This window comes from Stenotrophomonas sp. STEN009, from assembly GCF_056760395.1.
The window spans coordinates 1-23,697 of the sequence record NZ_JBRRES010000019.1 but is presented as its reverse complement, the minus strand read 5'-3'; the positions used below and the strand labels follow the sequence as shown (position 1 = coordinate 23,697).

Genomic DNA, 23,697 nt, shown 5'->3' with positions numbered 1-23,697 from the left:
ATGCCATGCATGTCGATATCCTCTGGTCCAACGTCCATCTGATCACCCTCGACGGTGAGGGCCTGGGTGTCCTCCGTGACGGCGTGCTGGCCTGCGCGGGCGGCCGCATCGTCCACGTCGGCCCGGTCGGCAGCGATGCCCATCTGCAGCCGACCACCCGCATCGACGGCGAAGGCCGCTGGGTCTCGCCCGGCCTGATCGACTGCCACACCCACCTGGTCTACGCCGGCAACCGCGCCAACGAATTCGAGCAGCGCCTGCAAGGTGTGAGCTATGCCGACATCGCCCGCGCGGGCGGCGGCATTGTCTCCACCGTGCGCGCCACCCGCGCCGCAACGCCAGCCCAGCTTGCCGCCGAGAGCCGTCCTCGCCTGCTGGCGATGCGCGCCGAGGGCGTGACCACGATCGAGATCAAGTCCGGCTACGGCCTGACCCTGGACGACGAGCGCAAGCAGCTGCAGGTCGCACGCGCGCTGGGCGAGGAATGCCGGGTGAATGTGGTGCCGACCTTCCTGGGCGCCCATGCGGTTCCCCCGGGCCGCCAGGCGCAGGAGTACATCGACGAGGTCTGCGACGTGATGATTCCGGCCATCGCGGCCGAGAGCCTGGCCGAAGCCGTGGACGTGTTCTGCGAGAACATCGCCTTCTCCCCTGCGCAGGCGCGGCAGGTGTTCGACGCCGCACGCGCGAACGGACTGGCGGTGAAGATCCATGCCGAGCAGTTGAGCAACCAGCACGGCGCAGAGCTTGCCGCCGGCTTCGGCGCGCTGTCGGCCGATCACATCGAACATCTGGATGACGCCGGCATCGCCGCGATGGCGGCGGCCGGCACCGTTGCCGTGCTGCTGCCGGGCGCGTTCTATTTCACCCGCGATACCACCCCGCCGCCGATTGCCACGCTGCGTGCAGCGGGTGTGCCGCTGGCACTGGCCACCGACAGCAACCCGGGCACCTCGCCGCTGACCAGCCCGCTGCTGGCGATGAACATGGGCGCGACCCTGTTCCGCCTGACGGTGGACGAGTGCATCGCCGGCTTCACCCGCGAAGCAGCGCGTGCGCTGGGCCATGGCGACCGCATCGGGCGCCTGGCCGTGGGCATGGACTGCGACCTGGCGATCTGGGACATCGACGCGCCGGCCGACCTGGTCTACCGCATTGGATTCAACCCGCTGCACGCGCGCGTGGTGCGCGGTCAGCCCGACCTGCCTGCCTCCTGGAGCAACACATGAGCAACACCCTGGTTCTTCGCCCCGGCCATGTCACCCTCGCCCAGTGGCGACAGGTCTATCGCGGTGCGCCGCTTGCGCTGGATCCGGCGGCGCTGCCGGTGGTACGCGCCAGTGCCGCCGCCGTGGCGGCCATCGTCGCCAAGGGTGCGCCGGTGTACGGCATCAATACCGGCTTCGGCAAGCTGGCCAGCGTGCGCATCGAGCGCGAAGACCTGGCCACGCTGCAGCGGAACATCGTTCTTTCGCACGCCGCAGGCGTGGGTGAGCCGATGCCCGCCAGCGTGGTGCGGCTGATGATGGCGCTGAAGCTGGTCAGCCTGGCCCAGGGGGCTTCCGGTGTGCGCGAGGAGACGCTGCTGCTGCTGGAGGCGATGCTGGTCAAGGGCGTGTTGCCGGTGGTGCCGGCGCAGGGCTCGGTCGGCGCATCGGGTGACCTCGCACCGCTTTCGCACCTGGCCAGCGTGATGCTGGGCGTGGGCGAAGCCTTCATCGGCGATGAGCGGCTGCCGGCCCGGGACGCACTGGCGCGGGCCGGCCTGCAGCCGGTTGAACTGGGCGCAAAGGAAGGCCTGGCCCTGCTCAATGGCACCCAGTTCTCCACCGCCTATGCGCTGGCCGGCCTGTTCGAGATCGAGACCGTGTTCCAGGCCGCGCTGGTCACCGGCGCACTGTCGGTGGAAGCGGCGAAGGGATCGGATACACCGTTCGATCCGCGCATCCATGCCATTCGTGGCCAGCGCGGACAGATCGCCACGGCCGCCACGCTGCGCACGCTGATGCAGGACTCGGGCATCCGTGAATCGCATCGCGACAACGACATGCGGGTGCAGGATCCGTATTGCCTGCGCTGCCAGCCGCAGGTGATGGGTGCGGCACTGGACATCCTGCGCCAGGCCGCCACCACGCTGGAAATCGAAGCCAACGGCGTGTCCGACAATCCGCTGGTGTTCACCGACACCGGCGAGGCGCTGTCCGGCGGCAACTTCCACGCCGAGCCGGTGGCCTTCGCGGCCGACATGCTGGCGATGGCGGTGTGCGAGATCGGTTCGATCAGCGAACGCCGCCTGGCCATGCTGGTGGATCCGGCACTGTCCGGCCTGCCGGCTTTCCTGACCCCGCGCCCCGGCCTGAATTCCGGCTTCATGATTCCGCAGGTGACCGCCGCCGCGCTGGTGTCCGAGAACAAGCAGCGGGCCTATCCGGCCAGTGTGGATTCGATCCCGACCTCGGCCAACCAGGAAGACCACGTGTCCATGGCCGCGCACGGTGCGCGCCGGCTGATGCAGATGGCCGAGAACGCGGCCAATGTGATCGGCATCGAACTGCTGGCCGCCGCACAGGGCTGTGACTTCCATGCGCCGCTGCGCTCCAGCGCTGCACTGGAGAACGTGCGCGCCACCCTGCGCGCGCAGGTGCCGACCCTGCAGGACGACCGCTACTTCCACCCGGACATGGTGGTTGCCACCTCGCTCGTGCGCAGCGGCGCGCTGGCACGGGGCCTGGAGGCTGTCCTGCCGACCGTGGAGCCGCAGGCATGAATGCCCAGCCCGACTGGCTGACGGTGCACGAGGGCGATGCCCCGCTGATCGTCAGCTTCCCGCATACCGGCAGCGAGCTGCCGCACGATCTGATCGGCGACTATCACTCGCCATGGCTGGCGCGTCGCGACGCCGACTGGTGGGTGCACGAACTGTACGACTTCGCACGCGGCATGGGCGCGACCACCGTGCGGTCGGCGATCTCGCGTTCGGTGATCGATCTCAACCGCGATCCCAGCGGGGTATCGCTGTACCCGGGCCAGAACACCACCGGCCTGTGCCCGCTGACCACCTTCGACAACCAGCCGCTGTACCACGCCGGGCGCGAGCCGGACGAAGCGGAGATCGCGCGCCGTCGGGACACCTATTTCGCGCCTTACCATGACGCGCTGGCCGCGCAGATCGCGCGGCTGCGCGCACGTCACGGCACGGTGGTGGTGTATGACGCGCACTCGATCCGCTCGCACATTCCACACCTGTTCGACGGTGAACTGCCGCAGTTCAATCTCGGCACCGCCGGTCCGTCCGGCGCACCGGATACCTCCTGCGACAACGCACTGAGCGACGTGGTGGAGAACCTGCTGAAGATCAGCGGCATGAGCCAGGTGCGCAACGGCCGCTTCAAGGGCGGCTGGATCACCCGCCACTACAGCAACGTGGCCGGCGGCGTGCACAGCCTGCAGATGGAGCTGGCCTGTCGCGGCTACATGCACGAACCCCTGCCGGACCAGGTGGACGAGCACAGCTGGCCCACCCCGCTCGACCCCGACCACGCCGCACCGCTGCGCCACACCCTGGCGCAGGTGCTCAATGCCTGCCTTGAATTTGCTACGAACCGGAGCGCCGCATGACCCGCAACGACCCGTCCCGCACCCTTGCCGCACCGACCGGCACCACGCTCAACGCCAAGAGCTGGCTGACCGAAGCACCGCTGCGCATGCTGATGAACAACCTGCATCCGGACGTGGCCGAACGGCCGCAGGAACTGGTGGTGTACGGCGGCATCGGCCGCGCCGCGCGCGACTGGGAGAGCTTCGATGCCATCGTCGAAACGCTCAAGCGCCTGGACGATGACCAGACCCTGCTGGTGCAGTCGGGCAAGCCGGTGGGCGTGTTCCGCACGCATGCTGATGCGCCCCGCGTGCTGATCGCCAACTCCAACCTGGTGCCGCGCTGGGCCAACTGGGACCACTTCAACGAGCTGGATAAGAAGGGCCTGGCCATGTACGGCCAGATGACCGCCGGCAGCTGGATCTACATCGGCGCCCAGGGCATCGTGCAGGGCACCTACGAGACGTTCGTGGAAATGGGCCGCCAGCACTTCGGCGGCGATCTCACCGGCAAGTGGTTGTTCACCGGCGGCCTGGGCGGCATGGGCGGCGCGCAGCCGCTGGCGGCAGTGATGGCGGGTGCCTCCTGCCTGGCGGTCGAGTGCCGCAGGAGCAGCATCGACATGCGCCTGCGCACCGGCTACCTGGACACCTGGACCGACAACCTGGACGAAGCCCTGCGCCTGATCGATGAAGCCTGCAAGGCGGGCACGCCGAAATCGGTGGGCCTGCTCGGCAACGTTGCCGATGTGCTGGCCGAACTGCTCAAGCGCGGCGTGAAGCCGGACCTGCTGACCGACCAGACCTCCGCGCACGACCCGGTGAACGGCTACCTGCCGCAGGGCTGGACCGTCGAACAATGGGACGAGAAGCGGGTTTCCGCGCCGAAGGAAGTGGAAAAGGCCGCGCGTGCCTCGATGGCCAACCACATCCGCGCCATGCTCGGCTTCCACGCACTGGGCGTGCCGACCGTCGATTACGGCAATAACCTGCGGCAGATGGCGCTGGAAGAAGGCGTGGCCAATGCCTTCGATTTCCCCGGCTTCGTTCCGGCCTACATCCGTCCGCTGTTCTGCCGCGGCATCGGCCCGTTCCGCTGGGCCGCGCTGAGTGGCGATCCGGAAGACATCGCCAAGACCGATGCCAAGGTGAAGGAGCTGATTCCGGACAACCCGCACCTGCACCGCTGGCTGGACATGGCCGCCGAGAAGATCAAGTTCCAGGGTCTGCCGGCGCGCATCTGCTGGGTGGGCCTGGGTGACCGCGATCGGCTGGGGCTGGCCTTCAACGAAATGGTCGCCAACGGTGAGCTGAAGGCGCCGGTGGTGATCGGCCGCGACCACCTGGACAGCGGCAGCGTCGCTTCGCCGAACCGCGAAACCGAAGCCATGGCCGACGGTTCCGACGCAGTCTCCGACTGGCCGCTGCTGAACGCGCTGCTCAACACCGCCAGCGGTGCGACCTGGGTATCGCTGCACCACGGCGGCGGCGTGGGCATGGGCTTCTCGCAGCACGCCGGCATGGTCATCGTCTGCGATGGCACCGAGGCGGCCGCCAAGCGCATCGGTCGTGTGCTGTGGAACGACCCGGCCACCGGTGTGATGCGCCACGCCGATGCCGGCTATGAGATTGCGATCGAGTGCGCGAAGCAGAAGGGACTGGATCTGCCGGGAATTCTGGGCTGATCGTGACCCGGGTGTCGCCTGGCATGGCCCGGCGCTCCCGGTGGCGGTTCCTGCGATGCCGGGCATGGCCCGGCGCCATGCGCTTGACCCCGCCCCCGCCGCTGACCAAGATGCGCCATCGCCACTGACGGATCATCGCGATGTACCGCGCCCTTGCCGCGCTCTTCTGTGCCTTGACCGTTGCCCTGCCTGCTCTGGCGGGGGATGTTCGCAACGATCTTCCGACCCGGATGGATGCGCAGTTGCAGGCCAACCGCGAACGCTATGGCATCGCCGGCCAGGCGGTACTGGTCGCACACAACGGCCAGGTGCTGTACCAAGGCGCCAGCGGTGAACGTGATCCCGCTACCCATTCACCGGCCACCGTCGATACCATCTTCGCCGCGCAGTCGATGGCCAAGCTGCTGACCAGCACGCTGGTGATGCAGCTGGTCGATGAGGGCAAGGTGGATCTGGATGCACCCGCCAGCCGCTACGTGCCGGGCTTGCCCGCAGCATGGCAGGCGATCCGTGTGCGTGATTTCCTCAACCACAGCTCCGGTATCGGCGAGTACTACGAGCGGGTGGACAACCGCTGGCTGAGCAAGGGCTACACGGGTGTGGCGCCAGATCTTGCCGCTGCACTGAAGGTGGCCGGCGCGGCACCGATGCAGTTCGCCACCGGAAGCCGCGTGCAGTACACGCAGGCCAACTATCTGGTGCTGACCGCATTGCTGCAAACGCATTACGGCAGGCCCTACCCGGCGATCGCCCGCGAACGCATCCTGCAGCCGTTGAAGATGGCCAGCACCTCGTGGGGTGTCGCCAGCGTGCCAGCCCTGCGCGCGGCCGTGCCGTACATCGGCAAGGATGGGCAGCTGCAGCCGGCCAACGAAGACCCGTGGCCGGACTACGGCTGGGGCCATGCGGATCTGCAGACCAGCGTGGGCGACATGAACCGTTTCCTGCAGGCGCTGGCCACCGGCAAGCTGCTGCGTACGGCAACACTGGAAAAGCTCTGGCAGCCGCAGAGGCTGACCGATGGCCGGAGCAATTTCTTCTCCACCGGCTGGGATACCACGCGCAGCGATGGCTACACCCAGGTCGGTCATGATGGTGGCACCCGCGTGCGCGCGCGGCTGGCGTACAAGGACACCCTGGCCAGCGGCTACTGGCTGTTCGTGTACCTCACCAACGGCAGCGCCCGCAACGTCTGGTCGAGCACCCTGGTGGAGAGCACGATGGCCGTCGCCGCACCCAAGGTGTTTCCGCACGCTGCGCTGTCCGAACGCCTGATTGCCTATGCGTTGGACGATGACGCAGGGGCTGCACAGGCAATGCGGGCCTGGCTGCGCGACGACCACGGCGTCACCGGCAGCGAGCTGGAACGTGCGATCAACAGCGATGGCTACGCCATCTTCGCGAACCTCGGTGCGCGCAGCGCGTTGAAGGTATTCGCCCTCAACACCGAGCTGTATCCGGATTCGGCCAATGTGTGGGACAGCCTGGCCGAGTGTCATGCGGCATTGGGTGAGAAGGATGTCGCAGAGCGGCTGTATGCGAAGTCGAAGGCGCTGGCGAAACCGTCTTTGTAGAGCCGAGCCGATGCTCGGCTCCGTAAAAAAAGCAGCCGAGCATGGGCTCGGCTCTACAGGTGCACCAGCCCCATACGCCGGTGATGGGTGACGTGGCGCCGTCGACCTGTTAACTTTCGCGCCACTTTCGTGGTTTACAGCATTTCCGCATGTCGCTCGCGCCTTACTGCCCTACCCCGTCGCTGCTGTTCCTGGCCGTCTCGTTTGGCCTGGCCCCAACCGCCCAGGCCGCTCCGCAGGCCACCACCCTTGATGCCGTGCAGGTCACTGCGGCCGATGCCAGCGCACAGGCACGCGAAGCGCTGAAGCGCGTACCCGGCGCCAGCAACGTCATCGACGTGGCCAAGGCCGACAGCCGACTGGCCGGCAGTGCCGATGTACTCGCCTTCCAGCCGGGCATCAGTGCGCAATCGCCCGGCAACGAAGGCACCAAGGTCTCGATCCGTGGCTCGGGCATCAATCGCGGCCCGGGCGCACATGCCTCGGGCATCGCCGTATCGATCGACGGCCTGCCGTTGACCGGCCCCGGCGGCACGCCCTACGAACTGCTGGAACCGCTGTGGCTGTCGCGGGTAGAGGTGCTGCGCGGCGCCAACGGCTTCGAGCGCGGCGCGCTGGCGCTGGGCGGTGCCATCGACTATGTAAGCCGCAGCGGCCGTGATTCGGCCGGCGTGCAGCTGCACTACGAAGCGGGCAGCCGTGGCTACCAGAAACGCGGCATCAGCTGGGGCGGTGTCAACGGCGATCTCGATTACTTCCTGGCCTACACCGATACCGAGTTCGATGGTTATCAGCGCCATGCGCGCGGCGACGGCAAGGGCGCGATGGCCAACATCGGCTGGCAGATCACGCCCGACCTGCAGACGCGTTTCTTCGTTCGCTACCGCGAAACCAATCACGAAACGCCCGGTCGCTTGACCCGCGATCAGATCCGCAACGATCCGCATGCGGCGAACGCGGCCAACCTGGCCATCGATGCGCGCCGCCCGCAGCCGGGCAGTACCTGGGTCGGTAATGTCACCACGCTGCAGATCGACGAGGATTCTTCGCTGCAGGCCGGGCTGGTCTATCACACGTATCCGATGGACTTGAACGAGAGCCTGTACCGCCAGCAGCTGGACTACGCCAACCTCAACGCCACGCTGGACTACCACCACCGCCACCGGCTGTTCGGCCTGGACAGCCAAACCACGATCGGTCTGCGCGTCACCCACGATCTGGACGCCGATGTGCGCGAGTCGCTGCGCTTTGCCAGCAACGGCTATGCCGCCGGTACGCGCACGCGTGACTTCCGCCACCACGGCACCGACAGCACACTGCACGTCAGCAATACCCTCGCCTTCAATGACCGCCTGCGCATGCAGACCGGGCTGGCGTTGATCAACACCCGCCGCGATGTGCAGGTGACCTGGCCGAGCAGTGGCGGCCGCCTGCGCGACCACGACTGGGACTACGCACCGCGACTGGGCTTCACCTGGCAGCACAGCGCGCAGACCCAGTGGTTCGGCAACCTCAGCCGCTCGGTGGAAGCGCCGCATCCTTGGTCGATGATCTGGGGCTCGAACCAATACTTCGGGCCGGGCAACGGACCGTCCAGCGGCCGCCAGCGCGCGCCGGTGCCGATGCAGAACCAGACCGCCACCACGCTGGAACTGGGCGCGCGCGGTAACGCGGCGCTGGGTCGCTGGGAACTGACCGGCTACTACGCGCACGTGAACCACGAGCTGCTGAGCGTGGAGTTGCAACCGGTGCCGAACCTGTTCATCGCAGAAAACAACGCCAGCCCCACCGTGCACTGCGGCATCGAAGCCGGTTTGGACAGCACGCTGTGGCAGGCCGCGCCGGGGCGCCTGTCGTTGCGCCAAGCGTACACCTTCAGTGATTTCCGTTACCGCCACGACGCGCGCTTCGGCAGCAACCGCCTGCCGGGCCTGCCGCGCCACAGCTACCAGGCCGAGCTGCGCTTCGATCATGCCTCCGGCCTGTACGCCGCGCTGAACACCGAATACGCCTCGCGCATCGCGGTGGACTACGCCAACAGCTACTGGGCCGACAGCCACGTGATCTTCGGCAGCCGCATCGGCTACGACGCACCCGGTGGCCGCTGGCAGGCGTGGGCGGAAATGCGCAACCTCGGCAACCGCCACTACGCGGCCACGGTCACGCCGGGCTACGACGACGCCGGCAGGGATGTCGCCCGCTCCACGCCTGGCGAAGGCCGGGGCATCTATGCAGGCGTGCGCTGGCGTTTCGATTGATCGCCTCGGGCGGCGCCGGGTGTGATCCGGCGTCGTCGTTTCAGCCAGTTCGACGACGTACCCGGCAGCGTCCCACCGCGCGAACCATCGCTGGCGTGAGCTGCTGCGTGCGCTTGTGCTTGTCAGCGTGCGGGCGCCGAAACACCTGGCTGCGTCACTCCGGCCGCGTCTTGGTCACCGCTTCGATGCGATGGCCATCGGGGTCGACCACGAACGCCGCGTAGTAGAAGTCACCGTAATCGGGGCGCAGGCCGGGCGCACCGTTGTCAGCGCCCCCGTTGGCCACGGCGGCTGCGTGGAAGGCATCCACGGCCGCTGCCGAGTCCGCGGCAAACGCTACGTGGAAACCGGGACCCGGCGCTGCGGCGTCATCACGCAGCTTCAGGCACAGCGCATCCTCATCATCGACCACCCCATAACCGATCGCGGTCTCGTCCTCGAAGACCCGGCGAAACCCAAGCGTGGCGAGTGCGGCATCGTAAAAGCGGCCTGCGGCATCGAGGTCACGGACGCCGAGGGAGAGGTGGTGCAACATGGGGACGTCCTTGCCGGGCACGCAGCAGCGCGTTCGCGTTGATTCTAGCGCGCAGGTGGCGCGACAGCCCTGAGCAGCTGCGCGGCGACCTGGTCAAACGGAGCGATATCCTGCAGCGCGCGGCACATCGCCACCGCGCCTTCCACGCTGGCAATCACCAGGCTGGCCAGCTCACCCGCAGCGGCTGGCGCATGTCCTTCGGCGACGAGCGCCCTGGCGAGATGATCGTGCCAGCGCGCGAACACCTCGGCAGCTGCTGCGCGGGGTTGGCTCGGCACCGCGTCCATCGGCTCCTCAACGGCAGCGGCCAGCACCGGGCAACCCGCGCGGAACCCGGAGCGCAGCAGGCGCTCGCGCCACATCGCCAGAAACTGCTGCAGGCCCTGCACTGCGCCGCCGTTCGGCAGCGCCACCAGCAGCGCTTCCACCTTGTCGCCGGCCATAAGCGTGGCTCGCGCCAGCAGCTCCTGCTTGCCGCCGGGAAAGTGATGGTAGGTGGAACCCAGCGGCGCGTCGGCCAGCTTGGTCACTTCACGGATGCTGGTTGCATTCAGCCCGACCCGAGCCAGCATCTGCGCGGCGGCATCGATCACGCGCTGGGGAGCGTCGGACGTTCGCGGACTCATGGCTGCGCCTTGCTAAGACAGTCGCCATAGACTAGCGTACCGTCGATTCTATAACACTCGTAATAATCATGAATCTCTGGTTCCGCCTGCTCCATCTGCTGCTGTGCAGTCTGTTCCGGCCCAGGCTGGAGGCGCCTTTCGGCGTGTCGCGGCTGCAGTTCCGGGTGCTGCCCAACGATCTGGACAGCAACCTGCACATGACCAACGGCCGCTACTGGAACATCTTCGATCTGGGCCGGTTGGACCTGATCCTGCGCATGGGCCTGGGCAAGGTGGCGCTGCGCGAGAAATGGGCGCCGATCGTCGGCGCCGGCACCATCCAGTTCCGCCGCGAGCTCCGGCCATTCCAGCGCTTCACCCTGGAAACACGCCTGGCCGGCTGGGTCGGCACGCGCGTGATCATGGAGCAGCGCGTGCTGGTCGGCGACGGCCAGAAGATCGCCACGCGCGCCCTGCTGGTCACCGGTATCTATGATCGCCGCGCGCGTGCATTCGTGGGCATGCAGCAGATGATGGACGCCATCGGTTCGCCGCTGCCGCCCTCCCCCGCACTCAGCGCCGCCGCCGAAGCTCTGCTGGCTGCCGACGCTGCGCTGAAGCGCGACGACGACTGAGTTCCCACCAGCACAGCCCGACCTGCGGCATGGTCCTGCCGACCATCACCGGGCGGCGCGCCTCGCCAGTGCCTGGTTGATCGCAGCCTCGGCCAGCGGTGCCATCACCGCGTAGCCTTTCGTGGTGGGATGCACGCCGTCGCCGGCCAGGTCGGCATCCAGACCGCCCTGCGCGTTGGCCAACGGCGTGTGGTAGTCCAGGTAGACCAGCTGTTGTTCGTCGGCATGGCGTTTCAGTGCACGGTTCAATGCACGCACCTTCGCGGCGGGCTCGATACCAGGCATCCAGGGGTACTCGCTGACCGGCAGCACCGAGGCCAGCACCACGCTGATGCCCTGCGCTTTCGCCAGCGCCACCATCGCCTGCACGTTGTCCTCAATCATCGCCTGCGTGGCCTGGCCGGTATTGCCGGCGATATCGTTGGTGCCGGCCAGGATCACCACCACCTGGGGATGCAGCGCAAGCACATCCTGCGGGAAGCGAACCAGCATCTGCGCCGTGGTCTGGCCCCCGATGCCACGATTGAGATACCCCTTGCCGGGGAAGAAGGCGGCACTGCCCTCAGCCCCCCAGCCCTCGGTGATCGAGTCGCCGTAGAACACCACGCGTGGCTTTCCGGGCCGGGCAGCAGGCAGTGCTGCGTTGGCGTCACGATAGCGCTGCAGCTGTGGCCAATCCGCCAGACGCTGCTGCATGAAACGGACTTCGTCCGGCCGCAGCTGCTCCACTGGCCGTGTCAGCAGCGGGTTGATGGCGGGTGCCTCGGCCGCGTTCACGCCGCCGGTCATCGCCAATGCCAGCGAGATGGCGCCGGCCGTCAAAGCAGGAATGTGCATGCCGATAGCATCCGTTGTACGAGCATGGATCTACTATTCAATCTGAAGCTAAATATTCATCTGCAATGAAGGCCAATCTCAGCACGAGACTCAGCGAATCAACTCGACGTATCGATTTCTACTGGCTCTCGCTTCTGCCTTGCATCGACTGAGAAGCGATACCAGAGCTCTCGCATTCGGGCTTTGTAATTGACGATCTCGCTAGAGATCTGCGACCGGGGAACACCCGCATTTCGGAACTTCTTCCGCAATGCCTTCTCATAAATCCCATTCCAAGAAGGAAAGGTGGCGGTGTGTGGAACTTCGACCAGGATGGCGGGAGCTCCCATTCCCTCTGAAAGACGGGAACCGTACTTGAGCGATTGCAGATATGCGCCATAAACAGACCTAATCCATTCCACGGCAAAACCGTGAGCCTGCAGATCGAACTCCAAGAATCCAACCGCGATTCCCGGCCGTTGGAACTCGAGCTTAAGGAAGACACTCTTCTTAGAAAATCTCTGAAGGGCCCAGGTAGCTGTCACGTCCCCCGGCTCATCCGCGCTCGAATGCGCTTCAATCGCAAATTCCAAGTCACGATTCCCGCTGCAATCAATCGTCAAATATGGAATAAGCTTGCGATCACTCACAACAGGGTTGGCAATGGCTCCAACTTCCACAACCCTACTGACCACCACCTTCATCACCAGCCTCCCGGACGAATTGATAGACGTTGACGGAGAACCTCTTCCCAGACCAGGTCGTACCCACCATCTCATGACGCTCCACTTTGCTACCCTCGGGCAACTGTGAGATATCGAACGATACCCAACCAGATACTGCAGACCTGGGCTGAATGTTCAGAGGCTGTTCCAGTCTGGAGAAGTCAGAACCGCTCGGTGATGAGGCACAGGAAGGGAGTAGCATTTTATTTCCTATACCGGATGGATCAAAGAAGTGAATCATCAACTCCATTCTATTGACGACTGTTGGCGATTTCGATGAGTTATTGACAGAGCAGGAGATCGACATGAAGGAAGAACCGTTTCGCTGCCATTTCAGAGCTCTTATCAGCTCAGCGGTTATTCCCTCCTGGTTCTGGTCAGCCTCAGCCTGCGCCAATGCAAGCGCGCGTTTCGCAATCCGAGCGCTGCTCCATGCCCAAAGGGCCGAGACTGCTGAAACAAGCACCGAGGCAACTGCTGCGTAATCATTCACCGTCAGCTTCATCACGCGATCTCCTTATCGCTAAACGTTAATACAGAATGCTCAACGGTGCGATCATTCCTCAAGCATGAATGGCTGCGCCAGCAATCAACATCAACGCGCGGCCACGCCAGTCACCTTCGCCGGCATCCACATGCCCGGCGTCCAGCCACTGGCCGCCAGGATCGCCTTCGGATCGTCCTGTTCGATCAGGGCGCGTACCGCTTCGCGCTTGTCCCTGGCCTGCAGGTAGTACGCCTTGGCGATGCGGTAGCCCACCCAGTAGCCCAGATCGTAGGGCGCGTCGGAACCGGGCGTGTAGTTGTACAGCCAGGGCGACAGATCGGTACTGTCCAGGTCCAGCGCGAATGCACTTTCGATGTGCACTTCCCTGCCCCGCGTCCATGCCGCGTGGCGTCCGTTGCCGACGTTGCCGGAAACCAGTTCGGTGATGAACTCGGCAACGCCTTCGGCCAGTGACAGGCGCAGCACCGTCGCACGCGGATCACCCTGCTCGAAATCGATCGCACCGGTCTGCTGGATGTGCACGTACTCGTGCGCGATCACATGCACGAAGCGGTCCTGCACATTGGGGTTCATGAAGTCAGCCGCGCAAAGGGCTTCTAGCCCGATCAGCACGCCTCCCGGATGGGTCAGCCCGACCGGGCGGCCGCGCCCGACCATGATCGCGACCGGTGGAAACCTCGCCTGCGGATAGATCGCCTGCAGATTGGCGAACACCTGCACCAGCCGCTGGCGTACCGCAGGCAGTTCATCCAGGCAGGTCCGGCCGTTGGCGTACATCGCCGGGTCACGACGCATGGCGTCGGCGATGCGCTCGGCGGTGACCCGTCGCCGGCTCGCGAACTCGCCCAGGCTGGGCGTCCCTTCGGCCAGGTACTGCGCCAACTGGGCGACGCTGGGCTGGCCATCGGTTGTGTCGTAAAGGGCATAGAAGCGGCTGGCGTCGGAAATCAGGATCTCGGGCCCGGGCGCTGCACCATGGGCCACGCCGGCCGTCCCGGCCAGCGCCAGGGCAAGCAGGCCACGCAGGGAAACGAACATCGATCCGTCCTTGGTGGAGACAATGCCAGGCAGGCAATCTATCACTGCGCCCCCTTCGCCGCAGCAGGCGGGTGCGGCCGTTACGCCCCTGTGCCAGACTCACCTCGGCATCTGCCATGGATGATGGCGCACCGCACGATGATGATCGTTCCCGCGTACTGGGCCGAAGCCCGCCTGCAGGCCCGTTTCCGCGGCCGGCCGGTGGTCGTGCGTCGCTTCGGATGGTCCGACACAAGCCCTGCCGACGCTCAGGCACACGCCGAGCGCCGGGCCAACGAAGCGCTCAATGCCATCCTCGCCGGGCAGGCACTGCCGCGCCGCGAGGTCCGCAGCAACTACGGCGTGGAAGGCGTGCCGATCCGCGAGCAGATCGTGCAGCGCGATGGCGGCGTGGTGATCACCCGCAACAGCTACGGTGCGCTGTGCCTGAACACTCCGGACGTCCTGTTCGCCGACATTGACCACCCGCAACCACCGGCAGGATGTGTGATGCCCGTCGTCATCACGGCAACCCTGCTGCCTGCCGTTGCCCTCATCGGCACCCTGCTCTGGCACTGGCTGGTGGGGCTGGTACTGGGCGTGGCAGCCGTGGCTCTGGTGAATACCGCGATGCTGATGCAACGCAGGCGTCGCCTGGCCGCTGCCGGTGGCGCCGAGGGCGTGGCCCTGCAGCGGGTTGCGGACTTCAGCAGGCAGCACCCGGACTGGCATCTGCGCGCGTACCGGACGCCGGCCGGGCTGCGGATACTGGCCATGCATGCCACGTTCTCCCCCGGCGACGAGGCGCTGCAGGCGTTCTTCAACGCACTGGGCACCGACACGCTGTACGCGCGCATGTGCCGGCTGCAGCACTGCTTCCGGGCCCGGCTGACACCGAAACCATGGCGTGTCGGCCTGAAGTACCGCATCCGCCCGCCCGCCGCCGCGTGGTCGGCCGAGCAGGCCGACAATCCGGACCGACTGGCCTGGATTACGGAGTATGAAAGCAAGAGTGACGGCTTCGCTGCCTGCGCCTATCTGCGCAGCTTCGGCGACACCACCCGGGTACATGCCAGGGCCGAGCATGTGCGCGACCTGCATGATCGCCTTTCGCACGCGCAGGACCGCCTGCCACTGGCGTGAGCGCGGATGCCCAGGCAGCGCTCTCCACGGACAACTTCCCTGCCGGGGGGCTGTCCGGCCACACCGCGATTGACCTGTCGCTATCGAGTCTGCACCGCTGATCGCAGAGCATCCGTGGATGATCAATCTGCAGTTTCCTTGCGCAGCGCCCCACAACGCAGCGCCTCCTGGGCAATGTCGTCTCGTAATCTGTTCTGCAACCAGCTGATCCTGAAACGTTCGCGGCTGGGTTCCCCCGCAGGCAGCAGCGCCATCAGTGCATCGCTCAACGCCGGACGCCACTGCTCCTGCGCGCCTGCCAGAACGTGCTGGTCGAAGTTCGTCGATGACACGCGCTTCCATGGCAGCATCATCGCGTACTGGGATGTGGACACCAGCACGGTTTCCGGGCGGCCCGGACGGCTTACGACCACGGTCATGCTGGGATGGTCGTCAGTCCAGAGGCCGCGGAAATGCGCTGCAACGCGCTCCCGCAGACCTTGCCCGGCCACCGCCCGGCGTGCCCAGGCCTGCTGCTGGGCGAACGAGCATCTGGCCGGCGGCGTGCTGCGCAACTGTGGATCCAGCTTCAGCATGGTGGACCGGTCCATACGCGAAGCAATCAGATCCACCGTGGCATCCCGGGTCAACGGCGCTGCCTGCAGCGCAGCCTCGAACGCTGACATCGCGCCGAACGGCAGCAGCTCCGGCACCCGCGGTTGCACGTCGGGCGGGTCAACCACCTGTACACGGGTGGTCACGCCGTAGGCATCGCGCCGGATGACCCAGCGCTCAGATACGGAACCCCAGCCAGACCAGTCGTACGTGACGTGCACGCTCATCGGCCGCTCGACCGCCATGGCCACAGGAGAAACCAACAGCGGAGCGAGCGCCAACATCCATGCCTTCATGTGACTTCCCCGGCTCTGTACTACAGCAGCCGACCATGGCTCGGCTCCACAGGATGCAGGAAGGCCGCCCGAGGGCGGCCTTTCCATTCCTCACTTGGCGTTCTTCACGTAGGTGTCGAACCAGTTGAGCATCTCCGCCACCAGCTGCTCGTTCGACTCCAGCGCCGTATACCAGTGCGGCTCGTTCGGCAGCATCACCAGGCGGGTGGTGCCGCCGTTGCCACGGATCGCCTGGTACAGCTTGCGCGACTGGAACGGCTCGGTACCCGGATTGGCATCGTCCTCGCCATGCACCAGCAGCAACGGCAGCTTGATCTTGTCGGCGTAGAAGAACGGCGATGCCTTCAGGTAGACATCCTGTGCCTGCCAGACCGAACGCCGCTCGTTCTGGAACCCGAACGGAGTGAAGGTCTTGTTGTAGGAGCCGCTGGTCGCCACGCCCGCCTTGAACAGGGTGGTATGCGCGATCAGGTTCGCGGTCATCAGGCCGCCGTGGCTGTGGCCGGTCACGCCGATCCGGTTGCGATCCACCACGCCCATGTCGACGGCCTTGTCCACGGCCGCCTTGGCATCGGCTTCCAACTGCTCCAGGTAGGTGTCGTAGGCGTTCCTGGGATCACCGACAATCGGGAACGAGGCATTGTCGATGATCGCGTAGCCGGCCAGCAGCATCAGGCGGTACGGCTGCAGGCGGGTGAACGTCTGCTGCGAACCGGAGACCTGCCCGGCCTGCGCGGCATTGGCGAAGTCTGCCGGATAGGCGTAGAGGATGGCCGGCACGCGCTGGCCTTCCCGGTAGCCGGGCGGCGTGTACAGGGTGAACGACAGGTCCACGCCGTCGGCGCGCTTGTAGGTCACCAGCTGCTTCTTGATCTGCCGCACTTCAGGCGTGGGGTCGACCAGCTTCGTCAGGGCCGTCGCGGTGGAGGTGTACTGCGCCTCGCCCTGCTTGGCGTCCGCCACAGCATCGCCCTGCTGGCGCAGGAAGGCGTTCGGCGGGTCCATCACCGACTGGTGCCACGTCAGGTAGCGGCCGGGCGTATTGCTGAAGCCCAGGAACTGCTCGTAGGCATCGGCATCGCTGCGGAACAGGCGCTCACTCTTCAGTGTGGCCAGGTCCAGACGGTCCAGGAACGGGCGATCCCCCTGCGGCGAAGCGCCCTGCCCGCGCAGGAACACGTACGTCCCTTCCTGCCGCACCACCGGTGCGCCATTGGGCAGGCGCTTGAACACCAGGTTGCCCGGATCGCCGTACAGCTCGTCGCTGGACATGTCCCACAACAGGCGGCCCTCCTGCCGGGGCTTGTCCACATCGACGATGCGGGTCTGCACCCAGTGCCGGTTCTCGTCATTCTCGAACTGGAACGACACGGCCGGGTCCGCCGACCAGGCAATGCCTTCGAAGCGCTGCGCGGTACGCGCGATCTCCACCGGCTTGCCGGTGAACGGCGCCTTGAGCATGAGCACGCGGTCACGGTGCGGCACACTCACTTTCCAGTCGCCCTTGTCCAGTGCTTCGGCATACACCAGCGTCGCCGGATCGGTGGAGCGCCAGTCGAAACCGCGCGGCCCCTCCGGCACGCCGTGCACCGGCACGCGGTCGGCCAACGGCAGGCGGGCGATGGTGGTCGTGCGCCCACTGCTGACATCCAGTACCGCAACGTCGTTGGCGAAACGCTGGTAGGTAACCGCATGCGAGAACGGTGGCTTGATCGACTCGGTCAGCACATGCACGCCGTCTGGCGCCGCACTGACATCGTTGTAGATGGCCGGCTGGCCGACCGTTCGCACGGTGCCCGCCGCGGTATCCACCACCGCCAGCTGCGAGGCCCCGTAGTAGGCGAACAACGCTTCATCATGCACGCTGGTCAGCGTGTCGCGTGCCTCGTAGGTGCTGCTCTCGCCACTGCTGCCGAGCGACTCCTGTGCATCGGGTCCGGTCGGCACGCCGCCATTGGACGGCGCCGGCCCCTGGTTGGCCGGTACCAGCTTCACCAGCAGTGCCTGGCTGCCACCCAGCCACTGCACGGTGCTGCCGAAAATCGGGTTCAGCTGGACGTTCGGTACCTGCTTGACCTGACCGGTGGCGGCATCGCCCACCCACAGCTGCACGCTGGTCTCGACTGCATTCTGGAACGCGAAGTGGCTGCCGTCGGCCGACCACAGCGCGCCACCGGCGCAGCCCTGCGGCAGGTTGACCTTGGTCTCCTTGCCGCTGCCGATCTCGACCAGGGTGAAGTCGGCCACGCAGGCCGGTATGCCATAGCCTCCGGGCGTGTCATGACGGCTGCGGTTCTTCGGCTCCAGGCGCACGCCGGCCAGTTTCAGGTAGGGCTGCGCCACCCGGCTGATCGACGGATAGGTCTGCGCGGTGGTCAGCAACAGACGCTGGCCACTGGGGTCCACGTTCGGCATTGGCGGCGGCGGTGCCTTCAGCACCTTCAGCAGATGCTCCGGCGGCTTGGCATAGTCGGCCCATGCCGGGCCTGCAGACAACAGCGTGACGGCAACGACGGCAATGGCAGCCGCCAGAGAGGTACGACGGATGAGCATCCTTATCCCCTGGTAGTGTCGGGCTGCCCGCGAAGCGGGCATGCGCCGAATCTAGCACCGCCCGGCCCGCGTTCAATGGGCCGGATGGGCTAGTCACCGGATAAGGCAAAGCGCAGGCCGGGTCACTACTGCCGGGCGTGCAGGTCCCAGGTGGCCAGATAGTCCGGGTCCACCACGATCATCCCGTTGGAGCGCATGCAGTATTCGCCCGGCTGGGCTGGCAGGTACTGGTCGAGCATGGGCGGCAGGTAGCGCTCGTGGCCATCGTTCTCGTCGGCAAGCACCACGCCTTCGAACGCGCTGATGCGCAGCACCGTGCCGGCATACTGCTCCAGCCCTTGAACCTGCCCGTCACCGCCATAACGGGTCACACCCACCAGCACTACCTTGCCGATCATTTCTTCGGCCTTGGCATCATCCAGAGGCGGCAGTGCCGCATTCAGTTGGTCGCTCATCCCTGTACCTCCGCATCTGGTGGAGACATCGTGGAGCAGGATCCGCGCGGCGTTTCCGCGAACGCCATGGACAGCATGTTGCCCGCGCCGCCCGGAGGATCGTGTGAAGCGTGGCACGTTGCGCAGCGTGCATTCAGCATTGCCTCCGTTGCGTCGGCATGCGCAGCGTGTGCTCTGCGGCGCATGCGATGCAGCACCGTGTGCCACGCTAGAATGCGTGCATGCGCACCGTGAATGCTCTTCGTTACATTACGCCCCTGCGGGAGGGCGGCTCCCTGCCGGCCGTGGTCGAGACCGACGACGACGGCATGGCCGTACTCAAGTTCCGGGGTGCGGGCCAGGGGCCCAAGGCCCTGATCGCCGAACTGATCGCAGGTGAAATGGCCCGTACCCTGGGCCTGCCGATTCCCGAACTGCTGTTCGTCGAACTGGACAGCGAGTTCGCGCGTACCGAACCGGATCCTGAGATCCAGGAACTGATCCGCGCCAGTGAGGGCCTGAACCTGGGCCTGGATTACCTGCCCGGCGCGATCAACTACGACCCGGCGGCCATGCCGGTGGACGCCGACCTGGCGTCGCGCATCGTCTGGTTCGATGCGTTCACCAGCAATGTCGATCGCACCACGCGCAACCCGAACCTGATGGTGTGGCACCGCCAGCTGTACCTGATCGACCACGGTGCAGCGATGTATTTCCACCACGACTGGGCCAACGCCGGCGATGCCTGCGAAAGGCCGTTCGTGCTGATCCGCGACCACGTGCTGCTGTCGTTCGCCAGCCGCATCGCCGAGGTGGATGCCGAGCTGGCGGCTCGCCTGACCGATGCCGAGATCGAGCGGATCGTCGGCCTCGTGCCAGACAGCTGGCTGGTCAACGAGCCGGCGTTCGACAGCGCTCAGGCCTACCGCCAGGGCTACATCGACTATCTCAAGCATCGCCTGAAGGTGCGTGCGGTGTTCGTGCAGGAGGCCATCCGTGCCCACGCTGCACACGTATGACTATGCGGTCATCCGCGTTGTACCGCGGGTGGAGCGCGAGGAATTCATCAACGTCGGGGTGATCGTGTCCTGTCCCGGTGCGCGTCATCTGGAAGCAGCCATCGAGATCGACCCGGCACGCCTGCAGGCGTTCGCACCGGCGCTGGACCAGCAGGCGCTGCAACCGTGGCTGGATGCCATCGTGGCCATCTGCCGCGGCGATGCCACCGCCGGCCCCATCGCGCAGCTTCCGGCACGCGCACGCTTCCATTTCCTCACCGCCAAACGCAGCTCGATCGTGCAGATGTCCAGCACGCATGTGGGCCGCACAGCCAACCCGGCGGGTGTGGTCGAACATTTGATGACGAAGATGGTACGGGTGCCGCAGTAACACGGCAGGACGCCACTACCGCGCAATCGTGGCGTCCTGCAGCGGCCAGCGACACCAGCCATGGGGATACTCGCCCACCTGCCTGGCCAGCCCCGCACTGACCGGGTAAGCCAGCACCTGCCGGGCCCGCACAGGCAACGAAGCATCATTGTCGATCACCTGATCGAAATAGCCGGCCTGCCAGACCGCTCCGTTGCGGCCGCGATGGCGGTTGATCAGGAAGCTGCTGCGCGCCTTGAAGCGCTGTACGCAGTATCCGGGTGGATAGCCACGCAGCTGCGCCAGCCATCGCACGTGGTCGGGCATGACAAGCCAGGCCAGCGAGGTGGTCAGCCCCTCGCGGTCCATCGCAGCCAACAGCTGCATCGCGACATCCGCATGCGCCGCGTTCTCGAACAGGCGCTGCCGATTGCAGCAGGTCAACGTGAGCAGATGGACATTGCCCATGATGGGCTCGCGGCTGACAGGGTTCGACAGGCTGGGCATGCGCAACAGCGTGCCCGCCGGCACACCGCTACTGCATCGGTGGACACCACGTCATCGGGTGGGAAATGGCCGCTTCCGGGAATCGGCGGACAGGCCCCGCCGCGAACGATGCTCAATGTTCGGGCAGGGCAAACGCCATCACGTAATCGCCGGGACGGGTCTCCATGAAGTGATGGCCTGCCGCGACGATCACCACGTACTGGCGTCCCCCCTGCTCGTAGATCATCGGGGTGGCCTGGCCCCCGGCAGGCAGCCTGGCATGCCACAGTTCCCGGCCCGTCTTCAGATCGATGGCGCGCAGCAGATCGTCGGTCGCGGCGGCGATGAACACCAGGCCGCTGGCAGTGATCACCGCACCGCCATTGTTGGGCGTTCCGATCTCGATCGGCAGGCCGGAGCGGATGCCGAATGGGCCGTTGCCGCGCGCGCTTCCGAACGGCCGGTCCCACAGCAGCGTGCCCGTGCGCAGATCGATCGCGCGGATGCCGCCATACGGCGGCTGTTTGCACGACAGGCCGGTCAATGGCAGCCGCCATCCTGCATTGACGTCGATGGCATACGGCGTACCCACCTGCGGGTCGCCTGCCCCTTCGCCAGCGCCGCGGTCGGCGCGGATCTGCTCACGCGGCAGCCATCCCCGCCGGTCGGCCTCGGCACGCGGTACCAGCCGATTGTAGTTGGGCATGTCGTTGTAGTTGGCCACGATCACGCCCCGGCGGGTATCGATGGCCACGCCCCCCCAGTCCGAGCCACCGTTGTAACCGGGATACTCGATGGAATGGCGATCACTGGTGGGCGGCGTGTAGAAGCCCTGGTAGTGCGCCCTGCGGAACTGGATGCGGCAGACCAGCTGATCGATCGGCGTGATGCCCCACATGTCACGCTCGGTCAGCGGCTGCTCGCGCCGCAGGGTGTGATAGAGCGAGAACAGCTGCGTTGGCGAGCGCTGCTCCGGTTCCACGCCGCCCTGCGGAACCCTGCGCTCTTCGGCAGGTGTCAGCAGCCGGCCGTTGCGCCGGTCGAGGATGTACAGGTCACCCTGCTTGGTCGGCAGCAGGATCGCGGGCACCTTGCCTGCCGCGGTCGGAAAATCGATCAGGCTGGCCTGCGAACCGAGGTCGTAGTCCCAGACATCCTTGCGTACGGCCTGGAAATGCCAGACCGGCTTGCCGGTGGCCACGTCGAGTGCCACCAGCGAGGTGGCATAGCGGTTCTGTTGCTCGCTGCGCGAGCCGCTCCAGTAGTCGCCGGCGGCATTGCCCAACGGCAGGTAGACCAGGCCCAGTTGTTCATCGCCGGTGGCGGTGGTCCACATGTTCGGCGTACCCCGGGTATAGACCTGCTCGCGGGGTGGCGGACCGGTGCGCTCGGGCCGCTCCATGTCCCACGCCCAGCGCAGCTTGCCGGTGATCGCGTCATAGGCCTGGATCACGCCGGAAGGCGCGTCACGGCGCTGCCCGTCCAGCACCTGGTGACCGGTGACGATCACGCCGCGCACGATGGCCGGCGGCGAGGTGATCGAGACATAGCCCGGCGGCACCTCGCCCATGTCGAGGGTGATGTCGATCTGGCCGTTGTTGCCGAAATTGACGCACGGCCGACCGCTGTCGGCATCCACTGCGATGATGCGTCCGTCCAGCGTGCCTTCGATGACGCGCGCCCAGCAGGCAGGCCGCGCGCCCGCCGCCGCGCCCGGTCGAACGCTGGGAGGTGGCAGGGGCAAGGCGAGATCGGCAGCCACATCCGCCAATGCCGCATCGGCGAATACCGGCACGGCGGGCTGCTCGTAGTAGGACACCCCACGGCAGGCGGCGGTGTACGGAATGGAGGCGTCCTTCACCTTTGGATCGAACTGCCACAGCGCCTTGCCGGTGCTGGCCTCGAGGGCGATCAGGCGGTTGCGTGCCGTGCACAGGTACAGCCGGTCGCCGATCTTCAACGGCGTGGTCTCGGCACCCCAGCGCTTCTTCGGCAGGTCGCCGGTGCGGAACTGCCAGGCCAGTTGCAGGGTAGCCACGTTGGCGGGCGTGATCTGCTGCAGCGGCGAGAAGCGGGTGGCGGCGTTGCTGCGGCCCCAGGCGGGCCAGTCACCCTCGGCGGGCTGGTCGGCCGGCTGCAGGCCGGTGGTGTCGCGGGTCGGCTCCAGGCCTGCGCTGAAGGCTGCTTCCGGGAACGGCGCATGGCCGTCCACGCTGCCGTGCGGACTGAACGCCAGGGCAAACGCGCCGACGAACACCAGCAGCAACACGGCGGCGATGCTGCACGACAGCCGTTTGGACAGCGGCGCGCGCAACGTCGGCGTCAGCAGCGCCAGAACGATGCCCAGCGCGGTGACCAGCCCCAGCCGTGGCACCCAGCGCCAGTAATCGCTGCCCGATTCCCACCCCGTCCACAGCAGCGTGCCGACGAACACCAGCGCGTACAGCAGCGCACCGCTGCGACGGTTGAGCCACAGCAGAATGCCGCTGGCGAGCAGGCCACAGCCGGCGATGAGGTAATAGGCCGAGCCACCGAGCTGGAGCAGCCATGCACCCAGCCCGCCGATCACCAGGCCCAGGATGACCAGCAGCAGCGACAGGACCGTGACCAGAGGGTGGCGGCGCACAGGCGCCGGCGCGGACTGCGGCGTGGCGGACATCGGCGATCTCCGGGAGCAGCATGCTGCCCTTATCCCACCGCCGCCGTGAAGCGCGTGCGTATTCCATGCTCCCGCATACGACGACGCCGGCACGGGGCCGGCGGCGGCGGGTACCACGTCAGCCCGACCCGGTAACTACTGCGCGGCATACACGCTGCCGGTGGCAGCCGGGGCGCCCTAGGGCGCCGCCCGGGGGCCCCCCGCCCCCC

The 23,697-nt window shown here is 66.5% G+C and carries 21 protein-coding genes; 10 read left to right on the top strand and 11 right to left on the bottom strand.

Features of this window, described 5'->3' with window-relative positions:
• The first annotated feature begins 5 nt into the window (after positions 1-5).
• The 6 genes from hutI (at position 6) to ACVOMM_RS10585 (ending at position 9,114) form a co-directional block, all read left to right on the top strand.
• Positions 6-1,229 (top strand): imidazolonepropionase, encoded by a 1,224-nt coding sequence (hutI, locus tag ACVOMM_RS10610; RefSeq protein ID WP_481526213.1) that lies wholly within the window; start codon positions 6-8, stop codon positions 1,227-1,229.
• Positions 1,226-2,767, top strand: coding sequence for a histidine ammonia-lyase (gene hutH, locus ACVOMM_RS10605; protein WP_180876871.1), 1,542 nt, complete (start codon positions 1,226-1,228; stop codon positions 2,765-2,767). The genes hutI and hutH overlap by 4 nt, the downstream gene beginning before the upstream one ends.
• Positions 2,764-3,618: an N-formylglutamate deformylase gene (gene hutG / locus ACVOMM_RS10600; protein ID WP_277380847.1), complete on the top strand. Its 855-nt coding sequence runs from the start codon at positions 2,764-2,766 to the stop codon at positions 3,616-3,618. The genes hutH and hutG overlap by 4 nt, the downstream gene beginning before the upstream one ends.
• Positions 3,615-5,282, top strand: a complete 1,668-nt coding sequence (gene hutU, locus ACVOMM_RS10595) for a urocanate hydratase (RefSeq protein WP_481526212.1) — start codon at positions 3,615-3,617, stop codon at positions 5,280-5,282. The genes hutG and hutU overlap by 4 nt, the downstream gene beginning before the upstream one ends.
• Positions 5,283-5,422: 140 nt before the next feature.
• A complete protein-coding gene (locus ACVOMM_RS10590) occupies positions 5,423-6,856 on the top strand; it encodes a serine hydrolase domain-containing protein (protein ID WP_481526211.1) in 1,434 nt (477 codons plus the stop codon).
• Between the two features lie 149 nt (positions 6,857-7,005).
• Positions 7,006-9,114, top strand: a complete 2,109-nt coding sequence (locus ACVOMM_RS10585) for a TonB-dependent receptor family protein (RefSeq protein ID WP_481526210.1) — start codon at positions 7,006-7,008, stop codon at positions 9,112-9,114.
• A gap of 154 nt (positions 9,115-9,268) precedes the next feature.
• On the opposite strand, the gene ACVOMM_RS10580 is transcribed toward ACVOMM_RS10585, so the two are convergent.
• Complete coding sequence (locus tag ACVOMM_RS10580) at positions 9,269-9,649, bottom strand: VOC family protein (RefSeq protein WP_197601029.1); 381 nt, start codon at positions 9,647-9,649, stop codon at positions 9,269-9,271.
• A 44-nt stretch (positions 9,650-9,693) separates the two neighbouring features.
• Entirely contained in the window at positions 9,694-10,275 is a 582-nt protein-coding gene (locus ACVOMM_RS10575) for a TetR/AcrR family transcriptional regulator (RefSeq protein ID WP_481526209.1), read from the bottom strand.
• A gap of 68 nt (positions 10,276-10,343) precedes the next feature.
• Between ACVOMM_RS10575 and ACVOMM_RS10570 the strand changes: the two genes are divergently transcribed.
• A complete protein-coding gene (locus ACVOMM_RS10570) occupies positions 10,344-10,889 on the top strand; it encodes a thioesterase family protein (protein ID WP_065176034.1) in 546 nt (181 codons plus the stop codon).
• A 45-nt stretch (positions 10,890-10,934) separates the two neighbouring features.
• Here ACVOMM_RS10570 and ACVOMM_RS10565 read toward each other — a convergent pair whose 3' ends face one another.
• From ACVOMM_RS10565 to ACVOMM_RS10550, 4 genes are all read right to left on the bottom strand, one after another.
• The gene (locus tag ACVOMM_RS10565; RefSeq protein WP_481526208.1) at positions 10,935-11,726 is read right to left on the bottom strand and encodes an SGNH/GDSL hydrolase family protein; all 792 of its coding nucleotides are present in this window, start codon (positions 11,724-11,726) and stop codon (positions 10,935-10,937) included.
• A gap of 98 nt (positions 11,727-11,824) precedes the next feature.
• Positions 11,825-12,409 carry a hypothetical protein gene (locus tag ACVOMM_RS10560; protein WP_283219149.1) on the bottom strand — a complete coding sequence of 195 codons (585 nt, stop codon included), beginning with the start codon at positions 12,407-12,409 and terminating at the stop codon, positions 11,825-11,827.
• The gene (locus ACVOMM_RS10555) at positions 12,390-12,935 is read right to left on the bottom strand and encodes a hypothetical protein (RefSeq protein ID WP_277380853.1); all 546 of its coding nucleotides are present in this window, start codon (positions 12,933-12,935) and stop codon (positions 12,390-12,392) included. The genes ACVOMM_RS10560 and ACVOMM_RS10555 overlap by 20 nt, the downstream gene beginning before the upstream one ends.
• A 90-nt stretch (positions 12,936-13,025) precedes the next feature.
• Positions 13,026-13,976 carry a DUF2268 domain-containing putative Zn-dependent protease gene (locus tag ACVOMM_RS10550; protein ID WP_481526207.1) on the bottom strand — a complete coding sequence of 317 codons (951 nt, stop codon included), beginning with the start codon at positions 13,974-13,976 and terminating at the stop codon, positions 13,026-13,028.
• Between the two features lie 138 nt (positions 13,977-14,114).
• Here ACVOMM_RS10550 and ACVOMM_RS10545 point away from each other — a divergent pair, with 138 nt between their 5' ends.
• Positions 14,115-15,098, top strand: coding sequence for a hypothetical protein (locus ACVOMM_RS10545; RefSeq protein WP_065182916.1), 984 nt, complete (start codon positions 14,115-14,117; stop codon positions 15,096-15,098).
• 122 nt (positions 15,099-15,220) lie between these two features.
• On the opposite strand, the gene ACVOMM_RS10540 is transcribed toward ACVOMM_RS10545, so the two are convergent.
• The 3 genes from ACVOMM_RS10540 to ACVOMM_RS10530 all read right to left on the bottom strand — a co-directional run bounded on the left by ACVOMM_RS10540 (position 15,221) and on the right by ACVOMM_RS10530 (position 18,996).
• Complete coding sequence (locus tag ACVOMM_RS10540) at positions 15,221-15,976, bottom strand: hypothetical protein (RefSeq protein WP_481526206.1); 756 nt, start codon at positions 15,974-15,976, stop codon at positions 15,221-15,223.
• Positions 15,977-16,078: 102 nt separating this feature from the next.
• Positions 16,079-18,541 carry a S9 family peptidase gene (locus ACVOMM_RS10535; RefSeq protein WP_180876884.1) on the bottom strand — a complete coding sequence of 821 codons (2,463 nt, stop codon included), beginning with the start codon at positions 18,539-18,541 and terminating at the stop codon, positions 16,079-16,081.
• Positions 18,542-18,666: 125 nt separating this feature from the next.
• Positions 18,667-18,996, bottom strand: a complete 330-nt coding sequence (locus tag ACVOMM_RS10530; protein WP_065176039.1) for a hypothetical protein — start codon at positions 18,994-18,996, stop codon at positions 18,667-18,669.
• Between the two features lie 221 nt (positions 18,997-19,217).
• Here ACVOMM_RS10530 and ACVOMM_RS10525 point away from each other — a divergent pair, with 221 nt between their 5' ends.
• Both ACVOMM_RS10525 and ACVOMM_RS10520 read left to right on the top strand, forming a co-directional pair.
• On the top strand, positions 19,218-19,994 hold the full coding sequence (locus tag ACVOMM_RS10525) for a HipA family kinase (RefSeq protein ID WP_180876885.1): 777 nt from the start codon (positions 19,218-19,220) through the stop codon (positions 19,992-19,994).
• Positions 19,972-20,364, top strand: a complete 393-nt coding sequence (locus ACVOMM_RS10520) for a DUF3037 domain-containing protein (protein WP_053515475.1) — start codon at positions 19,972-19,974, stop codon at positions 20,362-20,364. Before ACVOMM_RS10525 ends, ACVOMM_RS10520 begins: the two co-directional genes overlap by 23 nt.
• A gap of 15 nt (positions 20,365-20,379) precedes the next feature.
• On the opposite strand, the gene ACVOMM_RS10515 is transcribed toward ACVOMM_RS10520, so the two are convergent.
• Both ACVOMM_RS10515 and ACVOMM_RS10510 read right to left on the bottom strand, forming a co-directional pair.
• Positions 20,380-20,850, bottom strand: coding sequence for an REP-associated tyrosine transposase (locus tag ACVOMM_RS10515; protein WP_258012862.1), 471 nt, complete (start codon positions 20,848-20,850; stop codon positions 20,380-20,382).
• Positions 20,851-20,962: 112 nt separating this feature from the next.
• A complete protein-coding gene (locus ACVOMM_RS10510) occupies positions 20,963-23,488 on the bottom strand; it encodes a membrane-bound PQQ-dependent dehydrogenase, glucose/quinate/shikimate family (RefSeq protein ID WP_481526205.1) in 2,526 nt (841 codons plus the stop codon).
• Positions 23,489-23,697: the final 209 nt, after the last annotated feature.

Excerpts from the sequence above, each read along its gene's own strand:
- hutI (WP_481526213.1), top strand. The coding sequence starts at position 6 with ATGCATGTCGATATCCTCTGGTCCAACGTCCATCTGATCACCCTCGAC.
- hutH (WP_180876871.1), top strand. The coding sequence starts at position 1,226 with ATGAGCAACACCCTGGTTCTTCGCCCCGGCCATGTCACCCTCGCCCAG.
- hutG (WP_277380847.1), top strand. The coding sequence starts at position 2,764 with ATGAATGCCCAGCCCGACTGGCTGACGGTGCACGAGGGCGATGCCCCG.
- hutU (WP_481526212.1), top strand. The coding sequence starts at position 3,615 with ATGACCCGCAACGACCCGTCCCGCACCCTTGCCGCACCGACCGGCACC.
- ACVOMM_RS10590 (WP_481526211.1), top strand. The coding sequence starts at position 5,423 with ATGTACCGCGCCCTTGCCGCGCTCTTCTGTGCCTTGACCGTTGCCCTG.
- ACVOMM_RS10585 (WP_481526210.1), top strand. The coding sequence starts at position 7,006 with ATGTCGCTCGCGCCTTACTGCCCTACCCCGTCGCTGCTGTTCCTGGCC.
- ACVOMM_RS10580 (WP_197601029.1), bottom strand. The coding sequence starts at position 9,649 with ATGTTGCACCACCTCTCCCTCGGCGTCCGTGACCTCGATGCCGCAGGC.
- ACVOMM_RS10575 (WP_481526209.1), bottom strand. The coding sequence starts at position 10,275 with ATGAGTCCGCGAACGTCCGACGCTCCCCAGCGCGTGATCGATGCCGCC.
- ACVOMM_RS10570 (WP_065176034.1), top strand. The coding sequence starts at position 10,344 with ATGAATCTCTGGTTCCGCCTGCTCCATCTGCTGCTGTGCAGTCTGTTC.
- ACVOMM_RS10565 (WP_481526208.1), bottom strand. The coding sequence starts at position 11,726 with ATGCACATTCCTGCTTTGACGGCCGGCGCCATCTCGCTGGCATTGGCG.
- ACVOMM_RS10560 (WP_283219149.1), bottom strand. The coding sequence starts at position 12,409 with ATGAAGGTGGTGGTCAGTAGGGTTGTGGAAGTTGGAGCCATTGCCAAC.
- ACVOMM_RS10555 (WP_277380853.1), bottom strand. The coding sequence starts at position 12,935 with ATGAAGCTGACGGTGAATGATTACGCAGCAGTTGCCTCGGTGCTTGTT.
- ACVOMM_RS10550 (WP_481526207.1), bottom strand. The coding sequence starts at position 13,976 with ATGTTCGTTTCCCTGCGTGGCCTGCTTGCCCTGGCGCTGGCCGGGACG.
- ACVOMM_RS10545 (WP_065182916.1), top strand. The coding sequence starts at position 14,115 with ATGATGATCGTTCCCGCGTACTGGGCCGAAGCCCGCCTGCAGGCCCGT.
- ACVOMM_RS10540 (WP_481526206.1), bottom strand. The coding sequence starts at position 15,976 with ATGTTGGCGCTCGCTCCGCTGTTGGTTTCTCCTGTGGCCATGGCGGTC.
- ACVOMM_RS10535 (WP_180876884.1), bottom strand. The coding sequence starts at position 18,541 with ATGCTCATCCGTCGTACCTCTCTGGCGGCTGCCATTGCCGTCGTTGCC.
- ACVOMM_RS10530 (WP_065176039.1), bottom strand. The coding sequence starts at position 18,996 with ATGAGCGACCAACTGAATGCGGCACTGCCGCCTCTGGATGATGCCAAG.
- ACVOMM_RS10525 (WP_180876885.1), top strand. The coding sequence starts at position 19,218 with ATGCGCACCGTGAATGCTCTTCGTTACATTACGCCCCTGCGGGAGGGC.
- ACVOMM_RS10515 (WP_258012862.1), bottom strand. The coding sequence starts at position 20,850 with ATGCCCAGCCTGTCGAACCCTGTCAGCCGCGAGCCCATCATGGGCAAT.
- ACVOMM_RS10510 (WP_481526205.1), bottom strand. The coding sequence starts at position 23,488 with ATGTCCGCCACGCCGCAGTCCGCGCCGGCGCCTGTGCGCCGCCACCCT.